This is a genomic window from Cellvibrio sp. ARAG 10.3, assembly GCF_051846955.1.
GTDB lineage: Bacteria > Pseudomonadota > Gammaproteobacteria > Pseudomonadales > Cellvibrionaceae > Cellvibrio.
In genome coordinates, this window is sequence record NZ_JBPYCU010000012.1 from 66,735 (window position 1) to 90,425 (window position 23,691).

The following is a 23,691-nucleotide window of genomic DNA, read 5'->3' on the forward strand; positions in this document are numbered from 1 at the left end:
TTGATGTTGTACGATGACGCTGATTCAATCGTGAGGCTATTTCTACCCCAGTGGGCCGGGTACGTCCAGCCATCATCTAACGAACAGGAGTGTTTTATGAAAGCTGTCAGGATTCATCATTATGGCAATGCCGAGGTATTGCAGTACGAGGACGCACCGGTACCGGAAATCGGCGCCGACGAGGTATTGGTGCGGGTGGTTGCGGCATCGGTTAACCCGGTGGACTGGAAAGTCCGCGAGGGTTATCTGCAACAGATGATTCCCTACCCGTTTCCCTTGACCCTGGGCTGGGATGTATCCGGCGTGGTGGCGGCGGTGGGCGATGCGGTGACCGACTTCAAGCCTGGCGACGCGGTCTATTCGCGCCCGGATATCAAACGCAACGGTACCTATGCAGAATATGTTGCGATTCGGGCGGCGGAGCTGGCGCACAAACCCCGGACGATCTCCCATGTGGAAGCTGCATCCTTGCCCTTGGCGGTCATTACGGCCTGGGAGGTGTTATTTACCACGGCTCAATTGCAGGCTGGCCAGCGCGTGCTGATTCATGCCGGCTCCGGCGGTGTGGGCAGTCTCGCCATTCAACTGGCGAAATCCTGCGGCGCCTATGTGATAACGACGACCTCGGAAAAAAACCGCGGCTTCGTCGAGTCACTGGGGGCCGATGAGGTTATCGATTACCAAACGCAAGCCTTTCATGAGGTGGTGAGCGATGTTGATCTGGTGTTCGATACGCTCGGTGGCGAGGTGCAGGAATTATCCTGGGGCGTTTTAAAACCCGAGGGCATACTGGTATCGATCATCACGCCGCCGGCGCAAGAACGTGCGGCGTCACTGGGAGTGCGTTGTGCGTTTGTGTTTATCGAACCTAATGCCGTTATTCTCCAACACGTGGCTGGTCTGGTTGACGATGGCATTATCCGGCCGATTGTCGGCGCAGAATTCGCGTTGCAGGACATTGCCAAAGCCCACGCGCTCAGCGAGTCAGGTCGCGCGCGGGGTAAGATTGTTGTGTACGTTGGCCAACCCTAACTGCTAACCAGCGAGGCGCGATCGCGCCTCACTGGTTTTTCATCCCCTGCGCTACCACGACATTCCTCTGCTTTCTTCCGGCATTTATTGATTTGCGCGTCTGTTTCCTAAACTGCCGGAAGAATAATTTATTTCATCCCCCCGCGAATTTTGCTGCGCGAACCGGTTCAAAGAAAATGCGACCTCGATAAGCTCAATAGTGGGACTTGCCGATGGTTAGTCATTCACCAATCAAAAAGGAGGCGATGATGAATACCGATATCTGGATTCTGTCTGCTGATATGCATAAAGCACGTTTGTTCAGTGCGCATACGCCTTACAGCAAAAAAATTGTTGAAATAAAAACGTTCTTACAACCGGATACTGTGTTGCCGGAACACGATCTGGTCAGCGATGGGTTGGGTCGTTACAACCAGGCCGGCGACCAACATCACCCGAAATTGCCGCGCACTTCACCGAAAGAAAAACGTGTCCATGAGTTTGCCCGGCAAATTGGTGACTACCTGGCGACAGAGCACAACAAAGGCCATTTCGCCAAATTGGGCATTGTGGCGGAACCGCAGATGTTAGGTGAGTTGCGTGCACAACTGGACAAGAACCTGAGGCACGATATTTGTTTTGAAATTGATAAGGATGTTACCAACCTGGATGAAGATGAATTACGCAAATACTTGCCCGATAACCTGACGCAACACTGAACCCGTTACGATAACTCACCTGACAGGATGACATAATGCAGAACCCGGAAGAAAAACCTGATAAAGCCCCTGATCCCTTTAAGCCGGAGCATCCGGATTGGCCCCCGGAAAAATTACCGCCGGACGCACCCACGGAGGAGCCCCCTGGCGAACCGGCAGAAGTGCCGCCCATCGATCCGCCGCAGGAGTTACCGCCCGTGTCACCACCGCCGGGCGTACCGGGTGGGCAACCTAAAGAGATTCCTTAGGGCTGTCGTTTTTCAGGAGCGGGAAGTGCACGCTGATGCATAACCCGCGATTGTCCAGACCATCGGTCACTTCCAGTTCAGCGCCGTGGGAGTGGGCGATGCGGCGTACCAACGAAAGGCCGATACCGCTGCCGCGCCGGTGATCCTGATCGGCGCGGTAAAAGCGTTCAAAAATCCGCGCGCGCTGCTCCGGGTCGGGCACGCCCGGACCGTTATCCCTGACACACAGGGTAATCCCGTCAGTTGACGGGGCGGTGCCACAGATCAACTCAATGCGGCTGCCTGCGCCAGAATAACGCAGGGCGTTATCCAATAAATTACGCAATAAAATTCCCAGTTCATCCACGTCGCCATACACAAAACAGGGTTGTGCGTCGATGTGAATAATTTGCTGGCGTTGTTGCGCCACAATGTCGAATTCATCTGCCACCAGTTTGACGACGCGCACCAGATCGACACGTTCGTGTTTCAAACCATAGTTGGATTCCAGTCGGGCTGAATCCAGCAGCTGTTGCGTCAAGCGTGTACCGCGTTCCACCGCCGTAATCAGGCGCGCCAACGCGGCGCGGGTTTCTTCTGCTGTGGCGGAACCGGCGGCCACTTGTGCGTGGGTTTGTATCGCGGCCATGGGGGTGCGCAATTCGTGGGCGGCATCCGCAATAAACTGCCGCTCGTTGTTGATCGCGGTATCAATACGCAATAACAAACGATTAAAGGATTCGATCAGCGGTTTCAGTTCCAGCGGCAATTTTTTGGTAGACAAGGGGGTGAGGTCGAACTCCTGACGCTCTGCCATATCGTGCTGTAAACAGGTGACGGGTTTGAGCGACCAACGCACGACAGCTTTCAATGTCAGTGCCAGGGTAATAAACACGACCAAAGCGGCCAGGAAAGCGCCTTTAATCCAATGTTTCAAGCTCATCTTGGCGGCATCCCAGGGAATGCCGGTTTGTACAAAGACCTTTCCGCTAGCATCTTGCGCGCTGTAAACACGCCATTTGCGGCCATCGACTTCCTCAATGGAAAAACCGCTTTGAAAGTTCGGGCGCAGTGGTATTGCAGGTGATTCAAGAGAGCGGAGCAGGCTGGTGCCATCGCTGGTCCAAATCTGGAAGCTCAGCTCATCGCGGCCCACCTCTTGATCGGGACGGAGTTGTAGTCTGCGCGAGCCAGCGGGCAACGAATCAATATTTTCCGGAAGAGAAGTAATGATCTGGTAGGTGATATCGCGCATGGATTTTTCCCACCAGCCAGTGTGCTCGCTGGTCATGGAGGCGATATACAGGCAAGACCAGAGGAGCCACATGCCTGCAAGTACCAACATGGTGGCGAGTAATAAACGTCCGCGCAGAGATCTCATAACTTTTCTTCACCAATGCGATAACCAAAACCGTGGATGGTGAGGATAATATCGTCACCGAGCTTGCGGCGCAGCTGGTGAATGTACACCGCCACAGTATTGCTTTCGATTTCACCATCGCCGCCGTACACCAACTGCTCCAATTGTTCACGTGGCACTGTGCGCCCACGGCGCTCCATCAACACCAGCAGTGTGCGGTATTCGTTGCGGCTCAAGTGAACCTGTTCATCATCGCGGGTGACGATCCGGCTGCTGGGGTCGAGGGTAATATTGCGATACTGCAACAGTGGCGACACGCGGCCCTGGGTACGGCGGATGACGGCGCGCAAGCGTGCCCCGAGTTCTTCCAGTTGGAAGGGTTTCACCAGATAATCATCTGCGCCAGCGTCCAGGCCGCGAATACGATCGCTGAGCTGATCACGGGCGGTAATGATAATCACGGGTGTGGTGTCGTAGCGGTCGCGCATGAATTTGAGTACCTGCAAACCGGAGCCGCCGGGTAAACCGAGGTCCAGTAAAACGGCAGAATAGGTGTGTTCAACCAGCGCGAGTTGAGCGGCAACGCCGTCCTCGGCGCGATCAATTTCCCAATGGTCCTGGCGCAATCCGAAGCCGATAGCTTCTGCCAGCATGTTGTCATCTTCAACCAACAGGATTTGCATAATGAACTCTCTTGCGACCGGGCAGGTGGCACTATTGTAGCGGGGATGGTGCATTATCCACGGTGGATTTTAAGACTTCCTTAAGCCGCCTGCGGTTAACCGTCGCTTTTTCTTAACCCTTTTTTAAAAACCCGCGCGTAAGATGGCATTGTTCACTCAGATGAACTGCCCGTCGGGAGCTTGCTTGATTAGCCGATGCACTCCCCGGTAATCCTACAGCGAATCAACCTGATTTGCCCTCGTGGTTGATCAAGCCCGTTAAAGCCCGCCTGTTTTTTTGCACGATACTCGCTAACCTGAAGGGGAGAATCCAATGGTGACGTCAATTCATCACAAAAATGCCATGTTGATCAAACATTTTTTACACAGCGGCTATCAGGACAACCTGGACGTGCTGGATACCTGTGTCGCTGAGTCAGTGGTGTGTCATCACTTTCCGGAATTCAGTCCGACCAGCCGTGAAGAATTCAAAGCCTTTTTTCGCTATATGGCCGATGCGATTAATCAACTGCATTTCAAGATTGAACACCTCACCGCCGATGAGCATATTGTGAAAGTGCATTTTCATATCAACGGTGTGCATCACGAAGAATTTATGGGTTTTCCTGCCAGTGGCAAACGCATTGATTTTCATGGCACCAGTGTGTTTCGCCTGGAGCGGGAGATGATTGTGGAGGCCTGGATGTACACCAGCGAGGTGGTGCTGTCAGATTTGCCTTCGCTAAAGCAACGCGACAGGGCGCGTTTGGTGTTGGCAGAGGGTGGTGTCGGTTTTCATTGTGCAGCGTTGGCACCTTGAGTGCGATGCCATCGCGTTGGTTGCCACAGAAGCAACGGCTGGCTTTAGGTTGTGGCCAATAGTAGCAACACGATGATGCCTAATATCAACGATACTGCCTGCCAGAACAACACCGGATTCTGCTCGATCAAAGGCGGACGGGTTTTGTTGAGGAATACCGGGTTGGGGTGACGCAGGTCGTAAATAAATTCAGCGGCTTCCTGGTAGCGTTTGTAAGGGTTGGGGTGGACTGCTTTGCGGATCGCCGCATCAACCCAGATGGGGATCTGTCGCTCATCTTTGACAATCGTCCGGTAATGTAATTTGTGTTGCGCGGCTTTGGTTCGGGTTTTGGCGACCTGGGTACCGTAGGGTAATTGTCCGGTAAGCATCTGGTAGGTGATCACCCCGAGTGAAAAAATATCGGCGCGGGCACTGCCGGTTTCACCGAGGAAATATTCCGGTGCAGAGTATTGCGCAGTACCGAGAATGCTGTGTGGCTCGCTCACATTTTCCATGATGCCAGCGACGCGGGTCGCGCCGAAATCAATAATTTTTACCGTACCGGAAGCGTCTATCATGATGTTATCCGGCCGCAAGTCCTGATGAACCATTTCGAGCCGATGGATAGCCCGCAAGCCTTGTGCAATTTGTTCAACGATCACGCGCACACTTTCCAGATCCGCTTGTGGGTGGTCGATCATCCACTGGGTCAATGTTTGACCGTCTACATATTCCATTACCGTGTATAAAAAATTGCGCTTCCTGTTGAGTGGATGGGCTTTCACGACGTGAGCGCTATGGATGCGCCTGGCGATCCATTCTTCTGTTAATAATCGTTCGAGGTGTTGCCTGTCCTGCTGTTGATCTACCGATGGCGTTTTAATAACTACCGGCGTTTCGGTCTCTGTGTCGACTGCGAGATACACATGGCTGCGGTGGCTGGCATGGAGTTCACGCTGGATTTTAAAACCATCGAGCATCATCCGCGCATCCAGTAGCGGCGCGAAAGGCAATTCGGTTATCGACTGATAACGCTCAGCAGCTTCTTGCGAAGGTAATTGGTCAACACGCACAAGTTGCAGGGTGAGATTATCGGTACTGCCACTTTCATAGGCGCGTTCCAGGATGGCGTGTGCCGCCTGATTGAGATCATCCGGGTGCTGTTTCAGCGTGTCGATAATCTCACTTGACGCCACATGCTCATAAACACCGTCGGTAGCCAGGATAAACAGGTCCCCCTGTTCAAGGCTCAGCGCCTGATAATCAATTTCAATATGCGGATTAACACCCAGCGCGCGGCTGAGGTAGCTGGTGTCTTCAGAGATGCGTAGACGATGGTCGATTGTTAACTGTTCCAGCGTGTTTTCATGCAGACGATAAATACGCGCATCGCCGATATGAAAAATATGCGCTGTCGTGGATTTAACAATCAGCGCACTGAAGGTGCACACGTAACCGCGATCCTGTTCATAACGGTAGGGGCTTTGGCGCGTCTGCGCGTGCAACCAGGAATTGGTCGCCATCAACACGCGCAAGGCAGATTTTTTAACGGACCAGCTTTCTGGTGTACAAAAATAATCAGCCAGAAATCCACTCACCGAGGTTTCGCTGGCGATATGGCTGACACTGCTGGTACTGATGCCATCGGCGAGCGCGATGGCAATACCTTTGGTGTTGAGCGCAGGGCCATTGGGAATATACGCACCGTGAAAATCCTGATTGGTTTCCTTGCGGCCTGTGTGAGTGGCCTGGCCGATGGTGAGTAGAAGTTGGGTGGGTGAGGGCATGGATGGAGGTGGCAGTGTTATTTTAGGTTCGAGGTGTTTGTCGGATTACGCCGCGTTGCGGCTAATCCGACTTACATTCAATGCGTATTAATTAAAAGCTGCGTTTGGGGGCGGTTCTGACATGGGTGCTGTACAGGGTTAAGCCGGTCAGCGACAAGCCACCAACCAAGTTGCCGATCACCACGGGAATTTCATTCCAGATCAGGTAATCCATAATCGAAAAATTACCGCCCATGATCAAACCGGAAGGAAACAAAAACATATTCACTACCGAATGCTCAAAACCCATGGCGAAGAACAACATGATCGGCATCCACATCGCAATCACCTTACCGCTCACACTCGTCGACACCATCGCACCCACCACACCGAGCGATACCATCCAGTTACACAACACCCCGCGGATAAAAATAGTCAACATCCCACCCGCACCATACTCCTTATAACCCAGCGTGCGACCCTCACCAATATCACCGATCACCTTGCCGACTTGACTGGGCTCAGTGGTAAAACCATAGGTAAACACAATCGCCATTAAAAACGCGACCGTCAACGCACCCAGGAAATTACCGGTAAACACCACACCCCAATGCTTAAAAATCGCACCCCAGGTAACACCGGGACGGTTATCAAACTTCGCCAGCGGCGTTAACACAAACACCCCGGTCAACAAATCAAAACCCATCAAATACAAAATACAAAACCCAACCGGAAACAACACCGCCCCCAACAACGGCGAACCGGTTTGCACCGACACCGTCACGGCAAACACCGCCGCAATAGCCAGGATCGCACCCGCCATATAGGCCCTGATCAACGCATCACGCGTGGCCATATAAATTTTGGACTCACCGGCATCCACCATTTTGGTAACAAACTCTGACGGGACAAGATAAGACATAGCGCACTCTCTCAAGAACAGATTTATCGGTAGACATGACGAAAAGCAATTTCTGCCTGACAGGCTTTTCGCAATATCTGTGCCTGATTCTTGAGAGGGTTTTGTATCTCGTTGTTTAGATTGAAATTTTTATTTTGAAGTGACAAAAATGCAGAGGGGGCAACCTATTTGTGCATTAATTTAATGCATCAAATATTCACTGAGAGCGCTAATGAATTTAAATGGCGCAAATAATTAGCACAAAAACAGTGCTAGATTTCCATTCAAAATTGCTTATTGACCTGATTTGGTGCGTTTAAATTCCATGCATTGGCACAATGTGAGTTTGTTATCAGGACAAGGTTTCGAAACCCTCAAGTCACGGACGACTTGAGGGAGCTACATGGACGTATCTATGCGATTTCGAAACCTTGTCCTGATAACAAACGGATGACGACCCTCAAACTTTCCGCTTAAAAAAGCCAAAGTTAGTCATCTTCGTCCCGCGTCACCAACTGCTCCAACCCCACCCCGGGATCCTCCTCACCACACACCGCCACATCCGCCGGACTCCCCGCCTCCGCCTCATGATGCGACAACAAAATATCCCGATGCTCCGCATCAGTCCCCCGGCTTTGTTTATCCACCTCCGGCTGCTCCGGTGCTTTACTCTCAGAATGCTTGCTCATACCTCATCTCCTGCAAAAATCACGTCAGATCAACATCAGCCTCGCTCGCCTTGGCAATAAGCTTCGCGGTGCTGATCAAGCCAAGATGGCTCAAACCCTGTGGAAAATTACCCAACTGAACCTGGCGGCGCGGATCATATTCCTCCGCCAGCAACCCCACATCATTAGCCAGGCTGAGCAGCCGCTCGAACAACCGCTCCGCATCCGCCTGTCGGCCACTCAGGCAATAGTTATCCGCCAGCCAGAAACAACAGGCGAGAAACAACCCTTCCTCGTTGGCCTGGTCCCCGCTTCGGTAACGTCGCACCAGGCCGTCTTCGCATAGATCCCGTTCAATCACCTTGACGGTGGCAAGCATGCGCGGATCATCAGCGGGTAAAAACCCCATCAGCGGAATCATCAACAGGCTGGCATCAACCTCCGGATTACCATAACGCTGCGTAAAATGACCGCCCTCCGGATCAATCCCGTGTTCGAGAATATCCGTCCGAATGTCATCGCGCAGGCGCCGCCATTTATCCAGCGGTGCGTCGAAACCGAACGTCTCTGCATCCTTGATACAACGATCAAAGGCCACCCAGCTTAAGACCTTGGAATGGGTCAGATGATCACATAGGGTACGAAACTCCCAGATACCGGTGTCCGGCTCGCGCCAGCGGGTTTCGAGGTGGCTCATGATGTCGCATTGCAGGGCCCAGATCTCATCGCGCAGGTCCAGCCCATGCTTGCGCGCCAGGTGCAGGATTTCCATCAGCTCGCCGCGCACGTCCAACTGGTACTGGCGGCTGGCGGCGTTGCCTGCGCGTACTGGCCGGCTATTGGCATAACCGGGCAGCCAGTCGAGCAACTCCTCCGGCGGCGCCACTGTGGCCTCTAGGGTATACAAGGCGTGTAGCGGTTCATCGTGCAGGTCCATTATTTTCAGTAACCAGTCGCGCCAGTGGCACGCCTCTTTGCGAAACCCTTCGTTTAACAGTACCGCCAGCGCAAAAGCGGTGTCGCGCAGCCAGCAGAAGCGATAATCGTAGTTGGCGCTGCCGCCGGGGACTTCCGGCAAGGAGGTTGTAGGCGCTGCGACCATGCCACCGGTGGGCATATAGATCATGGCTTTGAGGGTGATAAGCGAACGTCTGACCTCGCTTTCCCAGCGGCCCCGATAATCACACCGGGAGATCCAGTCACGCCAGTGGTTGGCGCAATCCACCAACGCCTGGCGGGGATCCGGCAAATCCGGTGCACGCTGATCCGCATCGCTGTAGCTGAGGACAAACCAATGTTGTTCCCCGGCATGGAGCACGAAATCGGTCTCAGCGCCGGCATCGCCGGGGGTCAGTTCAAGGTCGCTGTTGAGGAGCAGCCGCTGTTCCTGGCATTGAAAGATGATCTGCTGACCGCTTTCCCTGTGGAGCCGGGGCGCATGCTTACCGAAGTGAAAGCGGGGGTGACAGGCCATCTGCATGGTCACTGTGCCACTGATGCCCTCAACCAGGCGAATGATGTGGCACGCCGGACCCATCGGCATCGCATCCAGGATGCGCGCACTGCCGCCAGCAGTTTCAAAATGGGTTTCCAGTACCAGCGTATCAACCTGGTAATGGCGGTGGCTGTCCACCAGCACATCGCGGGGTGCAATAGACCAATAGCCGTGACGCTCGTCACCCAGTAACGCGCTGAAGCAGGCGGGTGCATCAAAGCGACCGGGGCAAAACCAGTCGATGCTGCCGTCCCGGGCCACCAGGGCGGCGCAATGCAAGCTGCTGAGCAGGGCGTAGTCTTCGATGGGTTTGGACACGGTATTTCCTTTTAATCAATTAACCACACGGATAGCAGGGCGAGGCAAATCATCGCTGACAGGCCAGTCAGGGGCGCGCGATAGATGCTGAGCCAGTATTGCAGGCTCCAGTCAGTGGCCCGGGCATCAAATCGGCCATGGCTGGCGAAGTCGCCGGCTACCGGCGTGAACAGGTTGTCGTCCCGTTGCGCATTAGGCGGCGGGACGGAAAGATCCATTTGCCCGGCAAATCCCTGGCGGGCGGCCATGCGGTCGGCGAGGTTCGGAAACAACTTGTTGCCGACAATGGTTTTCAGGGCCGGAAAGCCGACATAGAGCTCGCGTCGCTTGTGCCGGGCGGCCCACACAATGGCCTTGGCCGCCAGTTCAGGCTGGAAGATCGGTGGCAGGGGTTGCGGCTGCGCCGATAACCGGTGGCGGGCCCACTGAAACTGGGGTGTGTTGAAGGCGGCCAGCTGCACCATGGTGAGGTGGATGGGGCTGCGCTCATACATCAGCTCAACCCGCACTGAATCGGTAAAACCGCGCACTGCAAACTTGGCAGCACAGTAGGCGGATTGCAGGGGGATGCCGCGATAGGCCAGAGCGGAACCTACCTGGACGATAGCGCCGCGCTGGCGGGCGCGCATGTATTTCAGGGCCGCGAGGGTGCCGTGTACGGTGCCCAGGTAACTGACCTCCGTGACCCGGCGATATTCCTCCGGGCTCATCTCAACCGCGCGCGAAAACAGGGTCACCATCGCGTTATTGACCCACACATCAATAGGGCCAAGTTCTTCTTCGACGCGCGCGGCGGCCTGAGTAATCTGTTCGGCATCCGCGACATCCACTGGAATCGCCAGCGCCTTGCCACCGGCCGCGGTGATTTCTTCAACTGCGGCCTGTAAACGGTCCGCGCTGCGGGCCAGGAGCGCCACGGCAGCGCCTTCTTTGGCGAAGGCCAAGGCCGCCGCCCGGCCCACCCCTGCAGAGGCACCTGATACCACTACCACCCTCATTGGTGTTTTTGTCATGCATGCTCCCTAGATAGAGCGATCCTTCTACTTTTGGACAGCCCTCTTCGTACTGGATAATTTTAATACCGGGTGATTCTTCTTTCGCTGGAGGCCAGGACCCGTGTTCCGGTTGTTCCTTCGTCCAGGGCCATGGCTACCAGCTCTGCCACATTGAATGAATGTCGACCGGTTGCCTGGCGGATCTGTTCACGGCAACTGAAGCCGTTGGTCATGATCAAGGTTTTTGCATCCGCTTTCCGTACGCTTGGCATCAGTTGCTGTTCACCGATACGCAAGGACAACTCGTGATTCGCACGCTTGAACCCGAACGACCCGGCCAGCCCGCAGCAGCCGGCATCGAGTAGCTCCGCCTCCGCCTCCATCCAGCCGAGCAGGGTGGCATCGGCGTCGGCGTCCAGAGAGGCGTGCTGATGGCAGTGGGTATGGACCAGCACGCGGCGATGCAGCGGTGGTGGCTTAAAGCCAATGGACAACAGGAATTCGCCTAGTAACTGCGTGTTGCGCGCGAGGTAATGGGCGCGCTCATCCGCCGGAAACAGGCGCGGCAGTTCGTCGCGAAAGCTGGCGACACACGATGGCTCGATACCTATCAGGCGCCGCTGCTGACTGAGGTGAGGCTCAAGGTTTTCGAGCATCTGTCCTAATTGGCGGCGGGCCAGATCCAGCATCCCTTCAGCGAACAGCGGGCGTGAGCAGCACAAGGGTTGATCTGGGATCACTACCCGCTGACCGGCGGCTTCCAGAACACGTACCGCCGCCTTTAATGTCGCAGGATAGAAGTAGTTATTGAAGGTGTCGGGCCAGAGGACTACCACAGGGCCATGGCTGTTGACCACGGGCCGCCGCAGGAACCAACGGCGAAAGTTCTCTTCCGCGAACCTTGGGATCTGGCGCGCTTGCGCAATACCGCCCAGCCATTTCAATGGCGGCGATAGCCAGGGGGATTGCAGGAAGAAATTGGCGATCCGCGGCAGGTGGGTAGCCAGCCGGCTCCAGTGCCTGATCAGCCCCATGGAATAAGCATTGCGGGGGCGCAGCCGGTGTTGGTAGTAGTGGGCCATAAATTCGGCTTTCAGGGTGGCCATATCCACATCCACCGGGCAGTCCCGCTTGCACCCTTTGCAGGCCAGACAAAGGTCGAGAGCCTCGTGAACGGCTTTACTGCTCCAACCCGCTTCGCGTTCTTCGCCATGCAACATCTCGAACAACAATCGCGCACGACCACGGGTGGAGTGTTGCTCCTCGCGGGTACCGCGATAGCTGGGGCACATGACCCCACCTTCCATATCGCGGCAGTTACCGACGCCGACGCAACGTTTAACCGCACGGGCGAAGCTGTGACGGTCGTCCGGGTAATCAAAGGTGGTGGCGATCAAGGGGGAGTGGGTGCCGGGGCCGTGCCGCAGGTCAGCGGTCATGGGGTAGGGATCGATGACCTTGCCGGGGTTCATCCTGTTCAATGGATCCCATAGGGACTTAAACGCGCGGAAGGCGTCCATTAATTCCGGGCCGTACATCTTCGGCAACAGTTCTGCCCGGACCTGGCCATCCCCGTGTTCGCCGGAGAGTGAACCGCCGTAACTCAATGCCAGGTCGGCCGCCTTTTCCATAAAGTGGCGCCACTCCGCCAGGCCGGCTTCATTACGTAGGTTGAAGTTGATCCGGCAGTGCACACAGCCGTCACCGAAGTGGCCATAGAGGGCACCAACGTAGTTGTGGCGTTTCATCAGCTCGCGAAAATCGCGCAAATAAGCCCCGACAGACTCCGGTGGCACGGCGGCGTCCTCCCAGCCGGGGTAACTGTCTCCCTGGTCTTCCGTGCGGGAGGTAGCGCCGAGGCCGGCTTCGCGAACCTCCCATAAACGCTGCTGTTCTGCCGGGTCTTCAAACAAGGTCATGGACGGTGGATTGTCGTGGGTCTGGATGTGCTCCATCAACCGCCGGGCTTTATCTCTGGCTTCTTCCAGTGTCGCTCCGCCAAATTCCACCATGACCCAGCCCCCGCCTTCCGGTAAGAGTTCCCGTTCATGGGGGTGCATGGCCTTCTCAGCCATATTATGGATCAGCACGCTATCCATTCCCTCCAGCCCGACAGGATCGGAAGCCAGAATCTCCATTACGTGGTCGCCCACGGCGTAAACGTCCTGGTAACCCATAATCAACAGTACCCGGACCGGTGGGCTGGGAATCAATTGCAACTCCGCTGCGAGGATGGTCACGCAGGTACCTTCCGAGCCCACCAGGGCGCGGGCGACATTGAAGCCCTTTTCCGGCAGCAGTTCATCAAGGTTATAGCCGGAAACACGGCGGGGTATGCGGGGATAACGCTGGCGGATGAGTTCTGCGTAGCGATCACGAATCTCTTTAAGGCCGGCATAGATCTCCCCGCGCCGACCACCATTGCTGATGATGGTTTCCAGCTCCTCTTCCGATGTAGGGCCAACGTGCAGACGCAGTCCGTCGTAAGTAAGGACTTCCATACTGATCACATTATCGGCGGTGCGCCCGGCCATCACGGAATGCACTCCACAGGAGTTGTTGCCGAGCATTCCGCCAAGGGTATTGTGGGCGTGGGTGGAGGGGTCCGGCCCAAATGTCAGGTGGTGAGCCTCCGCGGCATTACGCAGCACGTCCAGTACACAGCCCGGCTCTACCCGGGCCCGCCGATGCTGCGGATTCATCTTGACCAGGCGATTGAGGTATTTGGAAAAGTCCAGCACCACCGCCAGATTGCAGCATTGCCCCGCCAGACTGGTGCCGGCGCCGCGGGACAGCACCGGCACCTCTGCCTCCCGGCAGATGGCGAGGGTGCGTATCACGTCTTCCTCGCAGCGCGGAATGACTACGCCAAGGGGCGGGTAACGGTAGAGGGAGCCGTCGGTGGCATAGAGCGCGCGGCTGCCCCGGTCGAAGCGGACTTCGCCCTGGATGCTGCTCTCTAATTGCCGGGCCAGCGTTTGCAGGGTGGCGTCATCTATGGAAGCAGTGCTAGGGCGGGCCATAAATCCTCCTGAACATGCGGCTGCCGGTCAGATGCGGTAGGCGCTGGCGGCTTTCCTGTTGATCGTCAAGCCGTGACCGGGAAGGCTGCGCTCGGGCCAGAGTTCTCCCCCGTGCAGAGGAAGATTTTCTTCAAACAACAGGCGCTCAATGCGCACATGATCGTGAAAGTATTCCAGGTGACGCAGGCCCGGGAGGCTGGTGCATAAAGGGGCATGCACGCGCGGGGCGCAATGGGCGGATAGGGGGATATGATGGGCCTCGCCCAGATGCGCGGCCTGGATAAAACCGGTATAACCACAGCGAGTGGCATCTGCTTGCAGGGTATCCACGGCGTTAGCGGCCAGCATCCGCTGGAAATAGTGAGCATCCCACCCATATTCGCCCGCCGCGATAGCCATACCTGCCGGCGCGCGGTCACGCAGCCAGCTCAGGCCTTCCAGGTCATCCGAAGATACCGGCTCCTCTAGCCAGCACACATCGTATTCGTGCAGGCGGTCGATCAATTCCAGGGCTGCACGCGGATGGTAGGCGCCGTTGGTATCGACCATCAGAGCGACTCCCTTGCCCAGGGTGGTCCGGGCCAGCTTGACCCGGTCCAGATCTTCTTCAAGACCCTTGCCCAGCTTGATCTTTACGGCGGTGAATCCCTGTTCCAGCCAACCCTCCAGTTGTTCGCGCAGTTGTCGGCTGCTGTAGCTGGTAAAGCCGCCGCTGGCATACACCGGCACACTCTGGCGCACCTGACCCCACAGGGACACCAAAGGCACACCGAGCAGTTTGGCTTTCAGATCCCACAGGGCCTGGTCTACCGCCGCGATTGCCATCATGCCCAGGCCGGGCCGGCCGGTGTTGCGCAGGCAGTTGTTCATGCGCTGCCAGAGGAGAGGCAGGTCAAATGCATTGACGCCCATGAGGCAGGGTTCGAGCTGGCTTTTTATCAGGAGCCCGGCGGCCAGGGCAGCCGTATAGCTGTACCCCACACCGATCTTGCCGCCCGCGTGGACCCAGACCATAACCACTTCAGTGGCATCCCATGCGAGGGTACCGTCGGCCTCTGGCAGATCCGTGGGGACGCGGTAAGCCTCAACCGTCAGTTCCTCGATACAAGGGTCCGTCATCGTCACCTCAGGAATGGGGTTTCAAACCAGCAAAGAATTGTTTGGTGCTCTGTTTGATGATGCCCCACTCATTGGGATCTATCTTGGACAGAGCCCCCAGGTAGGATTTGGCCTGATCCCAGGTGATATGGGGGGGCAGGGGTGGTACATCCGGGTCAGTAATAAATTCGATCACCACGGGCCGGTCAGCAGCCAGGGCTTCGTCCCAGGCGCGATTGATGTCCTCGGGGTTGTCCACATGAATCGCCTTGAAGCCCAGCAACTTGCCGTATTCCGCGTAGGGAAAATCAATCACATTCTGAGCCGTGGGAAACTTGGGGTCGCCGGCCAGCGCGCGTTGCTCCCAGGTCACCTGGTTGAGGTCATGATTGACCAGCACCATCACGATAAAAGTGGGGTTCTGCCAACGTTCCCAGTACTGCATCACGGTGACCAGCTCAGCGTTGCCGTTCATTTGCATGGCACCGTCACCGACCATCGCAATTACTGGCCGGTCGGGATAAGCCATCTTCGCCGCGATAGCGTAGGGCACGCCGCTGCCCATGCTGGCCAGTTTGCCCGACAGGGAGCCCATCATGCCGCGTTTCATCTTGATGTTGCGGGCGTACCAGTTGGTGTGAGAGCCGCTGTCGCCACACAGGATGGTGTCAGCGGGCAATTTGGGTGAAAGCTCAGTAAATACCCGTTGCGGGTTGATGGGGTTGGCGCTTTCCATTGCCTTGGCTTCCACGTCCTCCCACCAGTCGGCCACGTTCTGTTCTATCGTCTTGCGCCACGAACGGTCTTCCTGGTATTTCAGCAGCGGCAACAGCCGTCCAAGAGTTTGCGCGCTGTCACCGATCAGGTTGATCTCTGTCGGGTAGCGGATGCCGACATTGCGCGGATTAATGTCAATTTGCACAGCGCGGGCTTCGCCGTCTTTGGGCAGGAATTCTGAATAGGGGAAGGTGGTGCCGACCATCAACAAGGTGTCGCAATTGGACATCAGTTCCCAGCTTGCCTTGGTGCCCAGCAAGCCGATGCTGCCGGTAACAAAGGGTAAATCATCCGGCAGCACGCCTTTGCCCAATAGCGCTTTGGCGGCCCCGGCCCCCAGAGTTTCGCATACCTGGATGACTTCATCGGTCGCATTGAGCGCGCCGGCCCCGACCAGCACAGCCACTTTGTTGCCCGCGTTCAGTACGTCGGCGGCAGCGCGCAATTCTGCTTCGGTGGGTATCGGGTGAGCGGTGGCCGGTGTTGCGCTGGAATAATTGCTGCCATGGGAGCGTGGCGGCGAAGGTACAGCGTCCATTAATTGCACATCATTAGCGACGATGATGCAGGTTACGGTGCGTTCTGCGGCCGCAATTCGAAAAGCGCGATCCACCACATGGCGTGCCTGGGCGGGGCTGCTGATGGTACAACAATAACTGGCGACATCCGCAAAGACGGCTTCCAGCGCAACCTCCTGCTGGAAGTCACTGCCGAGTGATGCTATCGCCTGCTGACCGACAATCGCGACCACCGGGACATGATCAAATTTGGCATCGTAAAGCCCGGCTAATAAATGCAGTGCACCGGGTCCGGAAGTTGCCATGCACACACCGACGTCGCCGGTAAATTTTGCGTGGGCGCCAGCCATAAACGCTGACATTTCTTCATGCCGCACGCGCACATAATCAAATCGTTCGCTGGCCCGGTCCATGGCGCCCATCAAACCGTTGATACCATCACCGGGGTAACCGAATATGCGTTTTACTCCCCAGTCAGTCAGACGTTGCAAGATAAAATCACCGACGGTCTCTGACATGATGCTTCCTCCGATTTGATGGTGTAAAAATGGGCTCGCTTGTTACATCTACTTGCGCAGCAACGCCTTGGTTGGCGAATAATTTTTAATGCGGTCAGTTAATGTGGGGACGTTAATGAACAGCTAAAGTTCCGGCCGAGAAATTACTGGCGCAGGTTATAGAAAAATCAGAAATTATTTTCTTTCCGTTGGCGATAAGTTACAGCGCTTCGCTAAAAAATAACCGGGCACCTGGCCCGGTTATTATGCGTCATTGGAATGTAAAAAATCAGTCGTCGTATTTGTCCATCAGTTTTTTACATTCCTTGTGCTTGTCTTTGTAGCGATCATGCTTGGCTTCTTTCCATTTCTCCAGCTGATCCATTTCAGCATCGGTCAGCACGGCATCCAGTTGTTCTTTCTTACGATCTTTAAGCGCTTTTATTTCTTCGTGCGCACGATCTTTGATGTCTTCTTTCTGGTCTTTGTAATTGTCCATGATGGTTTTTACCTGATCGGCTTTTGCACCTTGCAGGTTCAATGCTTTAATCGCATCATCATCTGCAAAGGCTGCCAGGGGCATTGCCATGGTTAAACCTGCGATTGCAATCATTTTCTTCATTTGCATGATGTATCTCCTTACATGGTCGTTTTGCATGGTTGAAACAAAGCCGGGCAATTAATGCGGCAATACATAGGCTTTTGATCGATGGTCTTCACAAAAAGTAGCGCCTTAATTACACAAACAATGGCTACCTTTTTCTTGACTGGGACGCGCGGAGAAAGTTGTGTAGGTTGCCACACATAGATAGTGATTTTTTACATGTGCTACATGGAGAAAGATATTTGGATGCCATAAAACGATTTGACCCGACACAAGGTCGGGTCAATAGGCGTAGCGGTGGACGCTCGCACAAGATTATTGCCATGGTTTGCCGCGCGTGCGTTCCACATAGGGCAATTTAATGTGCAGTGCGGCTTTGGCAACAATATGTGCACTGACCGGTGCAGTGATAAATAAAAATAAAGTCACTAATAATTCATGCAGGCTGATGCCGTCGCCGCGCGTGCTGAAAAATACCACAGAGCCGATCAAGACGCCGCCGACACCGAGGGTGGTTGCTTTGGCAGGGCCGTGCAAGCGCATATAAAAATCCGGTAGTCGAACCAAGCCGATTGAGCCGATTAACGCAAAGCTGGCGCCGATCAATAAAAACAAAGAAATAAGCAATTCAATAAACGAAAAGTTAGCCACTGATTTACCCCCACTATTCGATGATGTCACCGCGCAATAAATATTTTGATAAGGCGACAGTTCCCACAAAACCCATCACCGCGATCAATAACGCGGCTTCGAAATACAAGGCCGATTGTTGGTAAATACCGAACAGGATCAGCAGCGCGATGGCGTTCACGTACATGGTGTCCAGTGCAAGGATACGATCCGGTAACGACGGACCGATGGCCAGCCGCCACAGGTTGAGCGCGATGGCTATGCTGATCATCAACATAGCCACAGGAATGACGATCATGAGCATTCAAAGATCTCCTTCAGCGGTTGTTCATAGCGCTGTTTTAGTTCGGCAACGGATGCATCGATATCATTGACATGCAGTACATGAATCAGCAGCGCGCTACGATCAACACTCAAATCTGCGGAGACGGTGCCGGGTGTCAATGAAATGGTGCTGGCCAGGACAGTGATCGTGAAGTCTTCCTTGATGTCTAGCGGCAGGGTCATAAATGCCGGTTGTAATTTGTGGCTCGGGCCGAGGATGCGCACGGCCAGAACAGCGTTGGCGATGACGATGTCCCACAGGACCATCAACACAAAACGCAGCGCCAGCGCCGGTTTGTGCAACGTGGTTGCCTCGGGCCAAAAAGCGTGCGTCAGGAAGGGAATCAGCCAGGCGAGTATCGCCCCCAGCACAATATGGCCTGCGCTGAATTCGTTCACCATCAACAGCCATAGCACCCACATAAACAGGCTCAAGGCCGGGTGCGGCAACCAGCGGCGCGCGCTGCGCGGCAGGTGGTGCGATGAGGAGTTTCCAGTGGATTGGCTCATGGTCAATCTCCTTGCAGTGGACGGTGGTTGAGCACCGCATCAATGTAATGACCGGGGTTCATCACCTGCTCGGCAATACCGCGGGTGTACTCGATGGCGTAGTTGCCCCAGATCATCAAGGCAAAGCTGAAACCCATCAAACCGAAGATCGCGAGCAGTGACCAGATGTCGGCCTTAGGTGCTTCCTCCACCCGATTCTCCGTGCGCCAGAAGATGGTACTGCCGCTGCGGCTCAGCGCCGTCAGCACGGCGAGGCTGGCAGCCAATACCGTAGCCCACAACCACACGGCCTGGGTACCGCTGGCCGCCTGGAGTATCAGCGCCTTACCGATAAAGCCGCTGAGTGGCGGCATACCGATCACACTCACCGCACCGGCAAAGAACAGGCTGCCTAACAGGATCGGCTGACGCAGCATGGGACCGGCAACGATCTGGTCCCCCGTGATCCCCCGTTGCCGCACAATCAGGTCGGCCAGCAGGAACAGTGCACCGGCAATCCAGGTGGAATGCAGCAGGTAAAAGAGCGTTGCACCCAGGGCGACTTCGCTGTTAATGGCCACCCCGGCAAGCAGGGTACCGACGGAAATAATCACCAGATAAGCAATCTGCACCCGCAGTTCCTGGGCGGCCAGGGCGCCGATAAAGCCCAGCACCAGCGTAGTGAGCGCCAGCGGCCAGAGCCAGGGCAGGGCGAGGTTGGCCAGCGGGCCGGCTTGGTCGCCGAAGATCAAGGTGTACACCCGGATGATGGTGTAAACCCCCACCTTGGTCATGATGGCAAACAGGGCAGCAATGGGCGCGCTGGCGGAGGCATAAGCGCGCGGTAGCCAGAAATACAAGGGTACCATCGCAGCCTTGAGACCAAAGACCAGCAACAGCAGGATGGCAGCGGCGGCCACCAGGGGAGCATCGGCCGGATTCACCTGGGCCACCCGTTGCGCCATGTCCGCCATGTTGAGTGTGCCGGTCAGGCCGTACAGGATGGCGACCGCGATCAGGAACAGCGCCGATCCCGCCAGGTTAAGCACGACGTAGTGCAAACCCGCCTTGGCCCGCGCAGCGCCATTGTCCTGTAACAGCAGGGAGTAGGACGCCAGCAGCAATACCTCGAAGAACACAAACAGATTAAAGATATCGCCGGTCAGGAAGGCGCCGTTGACGCCCATTAATAGAAAGTGCGCCAGGCTATGGAATGACTGACCACCCTGGGGTGCCTCTTCGGCGGTGGTGTAGAGCAGACTGAAAAACGCCAGGGTACTGGTCAGCACCAACAAGAGTGCGCTCAAGCGATCCAGCACCAGCACGATACCGAAGGGCGGCGCCCAGTTGCCCAAGGCATATACCACCAACTCGCCAGTGTTAGCGGTAAACAGCAATTGGAGGGTGACCAAAGTCAGCAAGGCTGTGCTGATCAGGCTCAGGACATGCCCGAGCATCCGGCGGCGCTCCGGTACCAGCAGGAGTAACAATCCCGTCAGTAGCGGCAGCAGGATAGGAAGGATAATCAGGTGGCTCATTGCGCTTTATCCTCCGCCGCCGGGCGGCCATCCACATGGTCATTCCCCAACTCAGCGCGGGCGCGCAGGGCCAGTACCAGCAAAAACGCCGTCATGGCAAAGCTGATAACGATGGCGGTGAGCACCAGGGCCTGGGGCAGGGGATCGGTGTAGCGATCACCGGCACCGATCACGGCGGGGGCGCCGCTGTGCAGACGACCCATGACGAAGATAAACAGGTTGACGGCGTAAGACAGCAACGTCAGCCCGATGATGACGGGAAAGGTACGGCCGCGCAGCATGAGATAGACGCCGCACCCGGTCAGTACCGCAATAATGATGGAGATCAGAGCTTCCATGGGGAGTCCTCTTGTGTGGTCTCGGCGGGTATGTCATAGCTGGTCTGGGCCAGCTTGCCCAGGTTGGACAGGATGACCAGGGTCGCGCCGACGACGGTGATATACACGCCGGTGTCAAACACCATGGCAGATGCCAGTTCGAATTCACCTACCACCGGCCAGTGAACATGGGTAAAGGTGGAGGTGAGGAAGGGATAACCAAACACCCAACTGGCCAGGCCCGTCGCGGTGGCGATCAGGACACCGCCGGCAGCGACGCTGCGGTAGGACCAGTTAAGCCGCTGCTGTACCCAGTCGGTACCGCTGGCGACATATTGCAGGATCAAGGCCACGCTGGTAACCAGGCCCGCGATAAAGCCGCCGCCCGGCAGGTTGTGGCCACGCAGGAAAATATAGAAGGACACCATCAACGCCAGGGGCAACAGAATGCGCGCCAGCACCATCAGGATGGGCGGATAAGGATCTTTCGACCAGACCCGACCGGTGCCATCGGCATTGGGTACCGGCAGGCGCAGCCGACGCAGCATGGCGAAGATGCCCACTGCCGCAATGGCCAACACGGTAATTTCTCCCAAGGTATCAAAACCGCGGAAATCCACCAGGATCACATTGACCACATTGGTCCCGCCCCCGCCGCTGACGCTGTTGGCCAGGTAATAATCGGCAATGGTGTCGTAAGGGCGGGTGAGCACCGCCCAGGTCAGCAGGCCCATACCGATACCGGCGGCACCGGCGAGCAAAATGTCGCGACTGATACGCAACCGGCTGGATTCGCTCGGGCTGACCTGGGGCAGGAAGTAAAGCGACAACATCATGAGTACGATGGTGACCACCTCGACAGAGAGTTGCGTCAAGGCCAGATCCGGTGCCGAGAAGCGGACAAAGATCAGCGCCACAATCAAGCCCACCACGCTCAACAGCAGGAGTGCGGCGAAGCGATTGTGGTGGATGATCACCGTACCCAGCGCACCCACAATAAGCACCAGAGTAGCCAGTACACTGACACCGTCGAGGGGTGTGGTGGCCACTGCGCCGGTGAAACCTGCCAATGGCCATAACTCAAGCCCGGCAGCCACTATCGCCATGCCGACAAACAACACCAGATAACGTTGCAGGGAACCCGTCTCCAGCCGTTTAGTGATCGACTGCGCCAGACGGACGCTGCGCTGGACCCGGGCCTCAAAGACGATCTTCTCGTCGCGGCGGTACTGGCGCTCATAAAAAGCAAAGAACCCTTTGCGTTGGTAGTAGAGAAGCAATCCCCCGGCGAGCGCAAGAAAACTCATCAACAGCGGCAGGTTGAATCCGTGCCATATGGCGATCTGGTAACTGGGCATCTCCGTGCCGATCACTGCCAGGCTGGCGGCATCAAGGAAGGGCGCCACTGTGAAGTTGGGCAGGGTGCCCACGAGCACACACAAGACCACCAGGATGGCCATGGGCACGATCATATAAGGCGGTGCTTCATGAGGCGGGTATTTAGGCAGGTCGATGGGTTCGCCGTTAAAGAACACATCGTGAATAAACCGGTAGGAATAGGCCACTGCGAAGATACCCGCGAGCGTTGCCAGCATTGGCACCAGCCAGGCGTAATGCCCCAGTGCTTCCAGATGCAGGGTCTCGGCAAAGAACATCTCTTTGCTTAAAAAGCCGTTGAGCAGGGGCACACCCGCCATGGCCGAGGCGGCCACCATGGCGACGGTAGCGGTCACCGGCATATAGCGCCACATGCCGTTGATGCGCCGCATGTCCCGCGTGCCGGTCTCATGGTCGATGATCCCTGCCGCCATAAACAGCGAGGCCTTGAAGGTGGCGTGATTGATGATATGGAAGATCCCGGCAATCGCGCCCAACTGGCTGTTCAACCCGAACAGCATAGTAATCAGCCCCAGGTGACTGATGGTGGAAAACGCCAGCAGCCCTTTCAGATCATGTTTGAAGAGCGCGGTATAGGCGGCAAATACCAGGGTGGTCAGGCCGGTGCCGGTTACGATGTAGAACCATAAATCGGTACCCGCCAACGCCGGATACATCCGGGCCAGCAAGAACACCCCGGCTTTCACCATGGTGGCCGAATGCAGGTAAGCGGAGACGGGCGTGGGAGCTGACATCGCATGGGGCAGCCAGAAGTGGAACGGAAACTGGGCCGACTTGGTGAAGGCGCCCAGCAACACCAGGATCAGCACCACCGGGTACAAACTGTGCGCGCGGATTTCGTCTCCGGAGGCCAGGATCACACTCAAGCTGAAGCTGCCGACGATATCACCCAACAACAAAGCGCCCGCCAGCAGCGCCAGGCCACCGGCACCGGTAATCATCAGCGCCATGCGCGCACCTTTGCGCGCTTCGGATTTGATCGACCAGTAGCTGATCAGCAGGAAAGAACTGAGGCTGGTCAACTCCCAGAACACAATCATTAACAGGATGTTGTCGGACATGACGATGCCCAGCATCGCCATCATGAAGATCTGCAAAAGCCCGTAAAGTTTGCCGAGCGAATCTTTTTCGGCCAGGTAATAACGCGCGTAAAGAATAACCAGCAAGCCGATGCCGGTAATCAATAATCCGAACATCATGCTCAGGCCATCAAGCCGCAGGCTCAGGTTCATTCCCAGCAGCGGCAACCACTCCTGGTGAAAAAACAGCACATCGCCAGCAAAGATAACCGGCAGATGATAAATCAATAAACCAATGGAAATGAGCGGCGCAACCGCCGCTGAAAAAGCGCACACCGTGCGCCCGTAGCGTTCACACCACAAAGGCAGGCACGCGCCTAACAAGGGTAAAAAAATAACGAGCAGTAATGTCATGGAAACAACACTCCTGGTAGCAAGACACAGCCAGTCAGCGTGAGCGCTGACAATAATTATTGCAATATGGCAGAGGTGCCAACCAGCGGTGGGTCAGTGAAGAAGGGGCGGCGCTTTGCGC

At 56.1% G+C, this 23,691-nt stretch carries 21 protein-coding genes; 4 read left to right on the plus strand and 17 right to left on the minus strand.

All coding sequences use genetic code 11. The annotated features are described in order from the left end of the window. Positions 1–96 precede the first annotated feature (96 nt). The 3 genes from ACSV5M_RS15205 (at position 97) to ACSV5M_RS15215 (ending at position 1,978) form a co-directional block, all read left to right on the plus strand. Entirely contained in the window at positions 97–1,032 is a 936-nt protein-coding gene (locus ACSV5M_RS15205; protein WP_439177083.1) for an NADP-dependent oxidoreductase, read from the plus strand. A 248-nt stretch (positions 1,033–1,280) separates the two neighbouring features. Beyond that, complete coding sequence (locus ACSV5M_RS15210) at positions 1,281–1,730, plus strand: host attachment protein (RefSeq protein WP_439177085.1); 450 nt, start codon at positions 1,281–1,283, stop codon at positions 1,728–1,730. 35 nt (positions 1,731–1,765) lie between these two features. After that, positions 1,766–1,978: a hypothetical protein gene (locus ACSV5M_RS15215; RefSeq protein ID WP_439177086.1), complete on the plus strand. Its 213-nt coding sequence runs from the start codon at positions 1,766–1,768 to the stop codon at positions 1,976–1,978. Here the strand turns inward: ACSV5M_RS15215 and ACSV5M_RS15220 are convergent. Beyond that, on the minus strand, positions 1,962–3,338 hold the full coding sequence (locus tag ACSV5M_RS15220; protein WP_439177087.1) for a sensor histidine kinase: 1,377 nt from the start codon (positions 3,336–3,338) through the stop codon (positions 1,962–1,964). The genes ACSV5M_RS15215 and ACSV5M_RS15220 overlap by 17 nt on opposite strands. Then, complete coding sequence (locus ACSV5M_RS15225; RefSeq protein WP_439177089.1) at positions 3,335–4,000, minus strand: response regulator; 666 nt, start codon at positions 3,998–4,000, stop codon at positions 3,335–3,337. The genes ACSV5M_RS15220 and ACSV5M_RS15225 overlap by 4 nt, the downstream gene beginning before the upstream one ends. Positions 4,001–4,313: 313 nt before the next feature. Here ACSV5M_RS15225 and ACSV5M_RS15230 point away from each other — a divergent pair, with 313 nt between their 5' ends. Then, positions 4,314–4,799: an ester cyclase gene (locus ACSV5M_RS15230; protein ID WP_439177091.1), complete on the plus strand. Its 486-nt coding sequence runs from the start codon at positions 4,314–4,316 to the stop codon at positions 4,797–4,799. A 44-nt stretch (positions 4,800–4,843) separates the two neighbouring features. On the opposite strand, the gene ACSV5M_RS15235 is transcribed toward ACSV5M_RS15230, so the two are convergent. From ACSV5M_RS15235 to ACSV5M_RS15305, 15 genes are all read right to left on the minus strand, one after another. Then, positions 4,844–6,568, minus strand: coding sequence for a protein kinase domain-containing protein (locus ACSV5M_RS15235; RefSeq protein WP_439177092.1), 1,725 nt, complete (start codon positions 6,566–6,568; stop codon positions 4,844–4,846). Between the two features lie 91 nt (positions 6,569–6,659). Further along, positions 6,660–7,469, minus strand: coding sequence for a formate/nitrite transporter family protein (locus tag ACSV5M_RS15240; protein WP_439177094.1), 810 nt, complete (start codon positions 7,467–7,469; stop codon positions 6,660–6,662). Positions 7,470–7,936: 467 nt separating this feature from the next. After that, positions 7,937–8,137 carry a hypothetical protein gene (locus ACSV5M_RS15245; protein ID WP_439177095.1) on the minus strand — a complete coding sequence of 67 codons (201 nt, stop codon included), beginning with the start codon at positions 8,135–8,137 and terminating at the stop codon, positions 7,937–7,939. Positions 8,138–8,156: 19 nt separating this feature from the next. Next, on the minus strand, positions 8,157–9,929 hold the full coding sequence (locus ACSV5M_RS15250; RefSeq protein ID WP_439177096.1) for a glycoside hydrolase family 15 protein: 1,773 nt from the start codon (positions 9,927–9,929) through the stop codon (positions 8,157–8,159). An 11-nt stretch (positions 9,930–9,940) separates the two neighbouring features. Further along, positions 9,941–10,942 (minus strand): SDR family oxidoreductase, encoded by a 1,002-nt coding sequence (locus tag ACSV5M_RS15255; protein WP_439177097.1) that lies wholly within the window; start codon positions 10,940–10,942, stop codon positions 9,941–9,943. A 62-nt stretch (positions 10,943–11,004) separates the two neighbouring features. Next, positions 11,005–13,947 carry an FAD-binding and (Fe-S)-binding domain-containing protein gene (locus tag ACSV5M_RS15260; protein ID WP_439177098.1) on the minus strand — a complete coding sequence of 981 codons (2,943 nt, stop codon included), beginning with the start codon at positions 13,945–13,947 and terminating at the stop codon, positions 11,005–11,007. Between the two features lie 27 nt (positions 13,948–13,974). Continuing rightward, positions 13,975–15,066: an enolase C-terminal domain-like protein gene (locus ACSV5M_RS15265; RefSeq protein ID WP_439177100.1), complete on the minus strand. Its 1,092-nt coding sequence runs from the start codon at positions 15,064–15,066 to the stop codon at positions 13,975–13,977. A 7-nt stretch (positions 15,067–15,073) separates the two neighbouring features. Beyond that, positions 15,074–16,858 (minus strand): thiamine pyrophosphate-requiring protein, encoded by a 1,785-nt coding sequence (locus ACSV5M_RS15270; protein ID WP_439177101.1) that lies wholly within the window; start codon positions 16,856–16,858, stop codon positions 15,074–15,076. A gap of 268 nt (positions 16,859–17,126) precedes the next feature. Continuing rightward, entirely contained in the window at positions 17,127–17,465 is a 339-nt protein-coding gene (locus tag ACSV5M_RS15275; RefSeq protein WP_439177102.1) for a hypothetical protein, read from the minus strand. Positions 17,466–17,756: 291 nt separating this feature from the next. After that, a complete protein-coding gene (locus tag ACSV5M_RS15280) occupies positions 17,757–18,092 on the minus strand; it encodes a Na+/H+ antiporter subunit G (protein ID WP_439177104.1) in 336 nt (111 codons plus the stop codon). Between the two features lie 13 nt (positions 18,093–18,105). Beyond that, on the minus strand, positions 18,106–18,375 hold the full coding sequence (locus tag ACSV5M_RS15285) for a K+/H+ antiporter subunit F (protein WP_439177105.1): 270 nt from the start codon (positions 18,373–18,375) through the stop codon (positions 18,106–18,108). Then, complete coding sequence (locus tag ACSV5M_RS15290) at positions 18,366–18,905, minus strand: Na+/H+ antiporter subunit E (RefSeq protein ID WP_439177106.1); 540 nt, start codon at positions 18,903–18,905, stop codon at positions 18,366–18,368. The genes ACSV5M_RS15285 and ACSV5M_RS15290 overlap by 10 nt, the downstream gene beginning before the upstream one ends. Before the next feature lie 2 nt (positions 18,906–18,907). After that, on the minus strand, positions 18,908–20,422 hold the full coding sequence (locus tag ACSV5M_RS15295) for a monovalent cation/H+ antiporter subunit D (protein WP_439177107.1): 1,515 nt from the start codon (positions 20,420–20,422) through the stop codon (positions 18,908–18,910). Further along, positions 20,419–20,760, minus strand: coding sequence for a Na+/H+ antiporter subunit C (locus tag ACSV5M_RS15300; RefSeq protein ID WP_439177108.1), 342 nt, complete (start codon positions 20,758–20,760; stop codon positions 20,419–20,421). The genes ACSV5M_RS15295 and ACSV5M_RS15300 overlap by 4 nt, the downstream gene beginning before the upstream one ends. After that, positions 20,748–23,570: a monovalent cation/H+ antiporter subunit A gene (locus ACSV5M_RS15305; protein ID WP_439177109.1), complete on the minus strand. Its 2,823-nt coding sequence runs from the start codon at positions 23,568–23,570 to the stop codon at positions 20,748–20,750. The genes ACSV5M_RS15300 and ACSV5M_RS15305 overlap by 13 nt, the downstream gene beginning before the upstream one ends. Between the last annotated feature and the right edge of the window lie 121 nt (positions 23,571–23,691).

What these genes read in the sequence shown, in the direction of transcription:
- ACSV5M_RS15205 (WP_439177083.1), top strand. Translation starts at nt 97, where the DNA reads ATGAAAGCTGTCAGGATTCATCATTATGGCAATGCCGAGGTATTGCAG.
- ACSV5M_RS15210 (WP_439177085.1), top strand. Translation starts at nt 1,281, where the DNA reads ATGAATACCGATATCTGGATTCTGTCTGCTGATATGCATAAAGCACGT.
- ACSV5M_RS15215 (WP_439177086.1), top strand. Translation starts at nt 1,766, where the DNA reads ATGCAGAACCCGGAAGAAAAACCTGATAAAGCCCCTGATCCCTTTAAG.
- ACSV5M_RS15220 (WP_439177087.1), bottom strand. Translation starts at nt 3,338, where the DNA reads ATGAGATCTCTGCGCGGACGTTTATTACTCGCCACCATGTTGGTACTT.
- ACSV5M_RS15225 (WP_439177089.1), bottom strand. Translation starts at nt 4,000, where the DNA reads ATGCAAATCCTGTTGGTTGAAGATGACAACATGCTGGCAGAAGCTATC.
- ACSV5M_RS15230 (WP_439177091.1), top strand. Translation starts at nt 4,314, where the DNA reads ATGGTGACGTCAATTCATCACAAAAATGCCATGTTGATCAAACATTTT.
- ACSV5M_RS15235 (WP_439177092.1), bottom strand. Translation starts at nt 6,568, where the DNA reads ATGCCCTCACCCACCCAACTTCTACTCACCATCGGCCAGGCCACTCAC.
- ACSV5M_RS15240 (WP_439177094.1), bottom strand. Translation starts at nt 7,469, where the DNA reads ATGTCTTATCTTGTCCCGTCAGAGTTTGTTACCAAAATGGTGGATGCC.
- ACSV5M_RS15245 (WP_439177095.1), bottom strand. Translation starts at nt 8,137, where the DNA reads ATGAGCAAGCATTCTGAGAGTAAAGCACCGGAGCAGCCGGAGGTGGAT.
- ACSV5M_RS15255 (WP_439177097.1), bottom strand. Translation starts at nt 10,942, where the DNA reads ATGACAAAAACACCAATGAGGGTGGTAGTGGTATCAGGTGCCTCTGCA.
- ACSV5M_RS15260 (WP_439177098.1), bottom strand. Translation starts at nt 13,947, where the DNA reads ATGGCCCGCCCTAGCACTGCTTCCATAGATGACGCCACCCTGCAAACG.
- ACSV5M_RS15265 (WP_439177100.1), bottom strand. Translation starts at nt 15,066, where the DNA reads ATGACGGACCCTTGTATCGAGGAACTGACGGTTGAGGCTTACCGCGTC.
- ACSV5M_RS15270 (WP_439177101.1), bottom strand. Translation starts at nt 16,858, where the DNA reads ATGTCAGAGACCGTCGGTGATTTTATCTTGCAACGTCTGACTGACTGG.
- ACSV5M_RS15275 (WP_439177102.1), bottom strand. Translation starts at nt 17,465, where the DNA reads ATGCAAATGAAGAAAATGATTGCAATCGCAGGTTTAACCATGGCAATG.
- ACSV5M_RS15285 (WP_439177105.1), bottom strand. Translation starts at nt 18,375, where the DNA reads ATGCTCATGATCGTCATTCCTGTGGCTATGTTGATGATCAGCATAGCC.
- ACSV5M_RS15290 (WP_439177106.1), bottom strand. Translation starts at nt 18,905, where the DNA reads ATGAGCCAATCCACTGGAAACTCCTCATCGCACCACCTGCCGCGCAGC.
- ACSV5M_RS15295 (WP_439177107.1), bottom strand. Translation starts at nt 20,422, where the DNA reads ATGAGCCACCTGATTATCCTTCCTATCCTGCTGCCGCTACTGACGGGA.
- ACSV5M_RS15300 (WP_439177108.1), bottom strand. Translation starts at nt 20,760, where the DNA reads ATGGAAGCTCTGATCTCCATCATTATTGCGGTACTGACCGGGTGCGGC.
- ACSV5M_RS15305 (WP_439177109.1), bottom strand. Translation starts at nt 23,570, where the DNA reads ATGACATTACTGCTCGTTATTTTTTTACCCTTGTTAGGCGCGTGCCTG.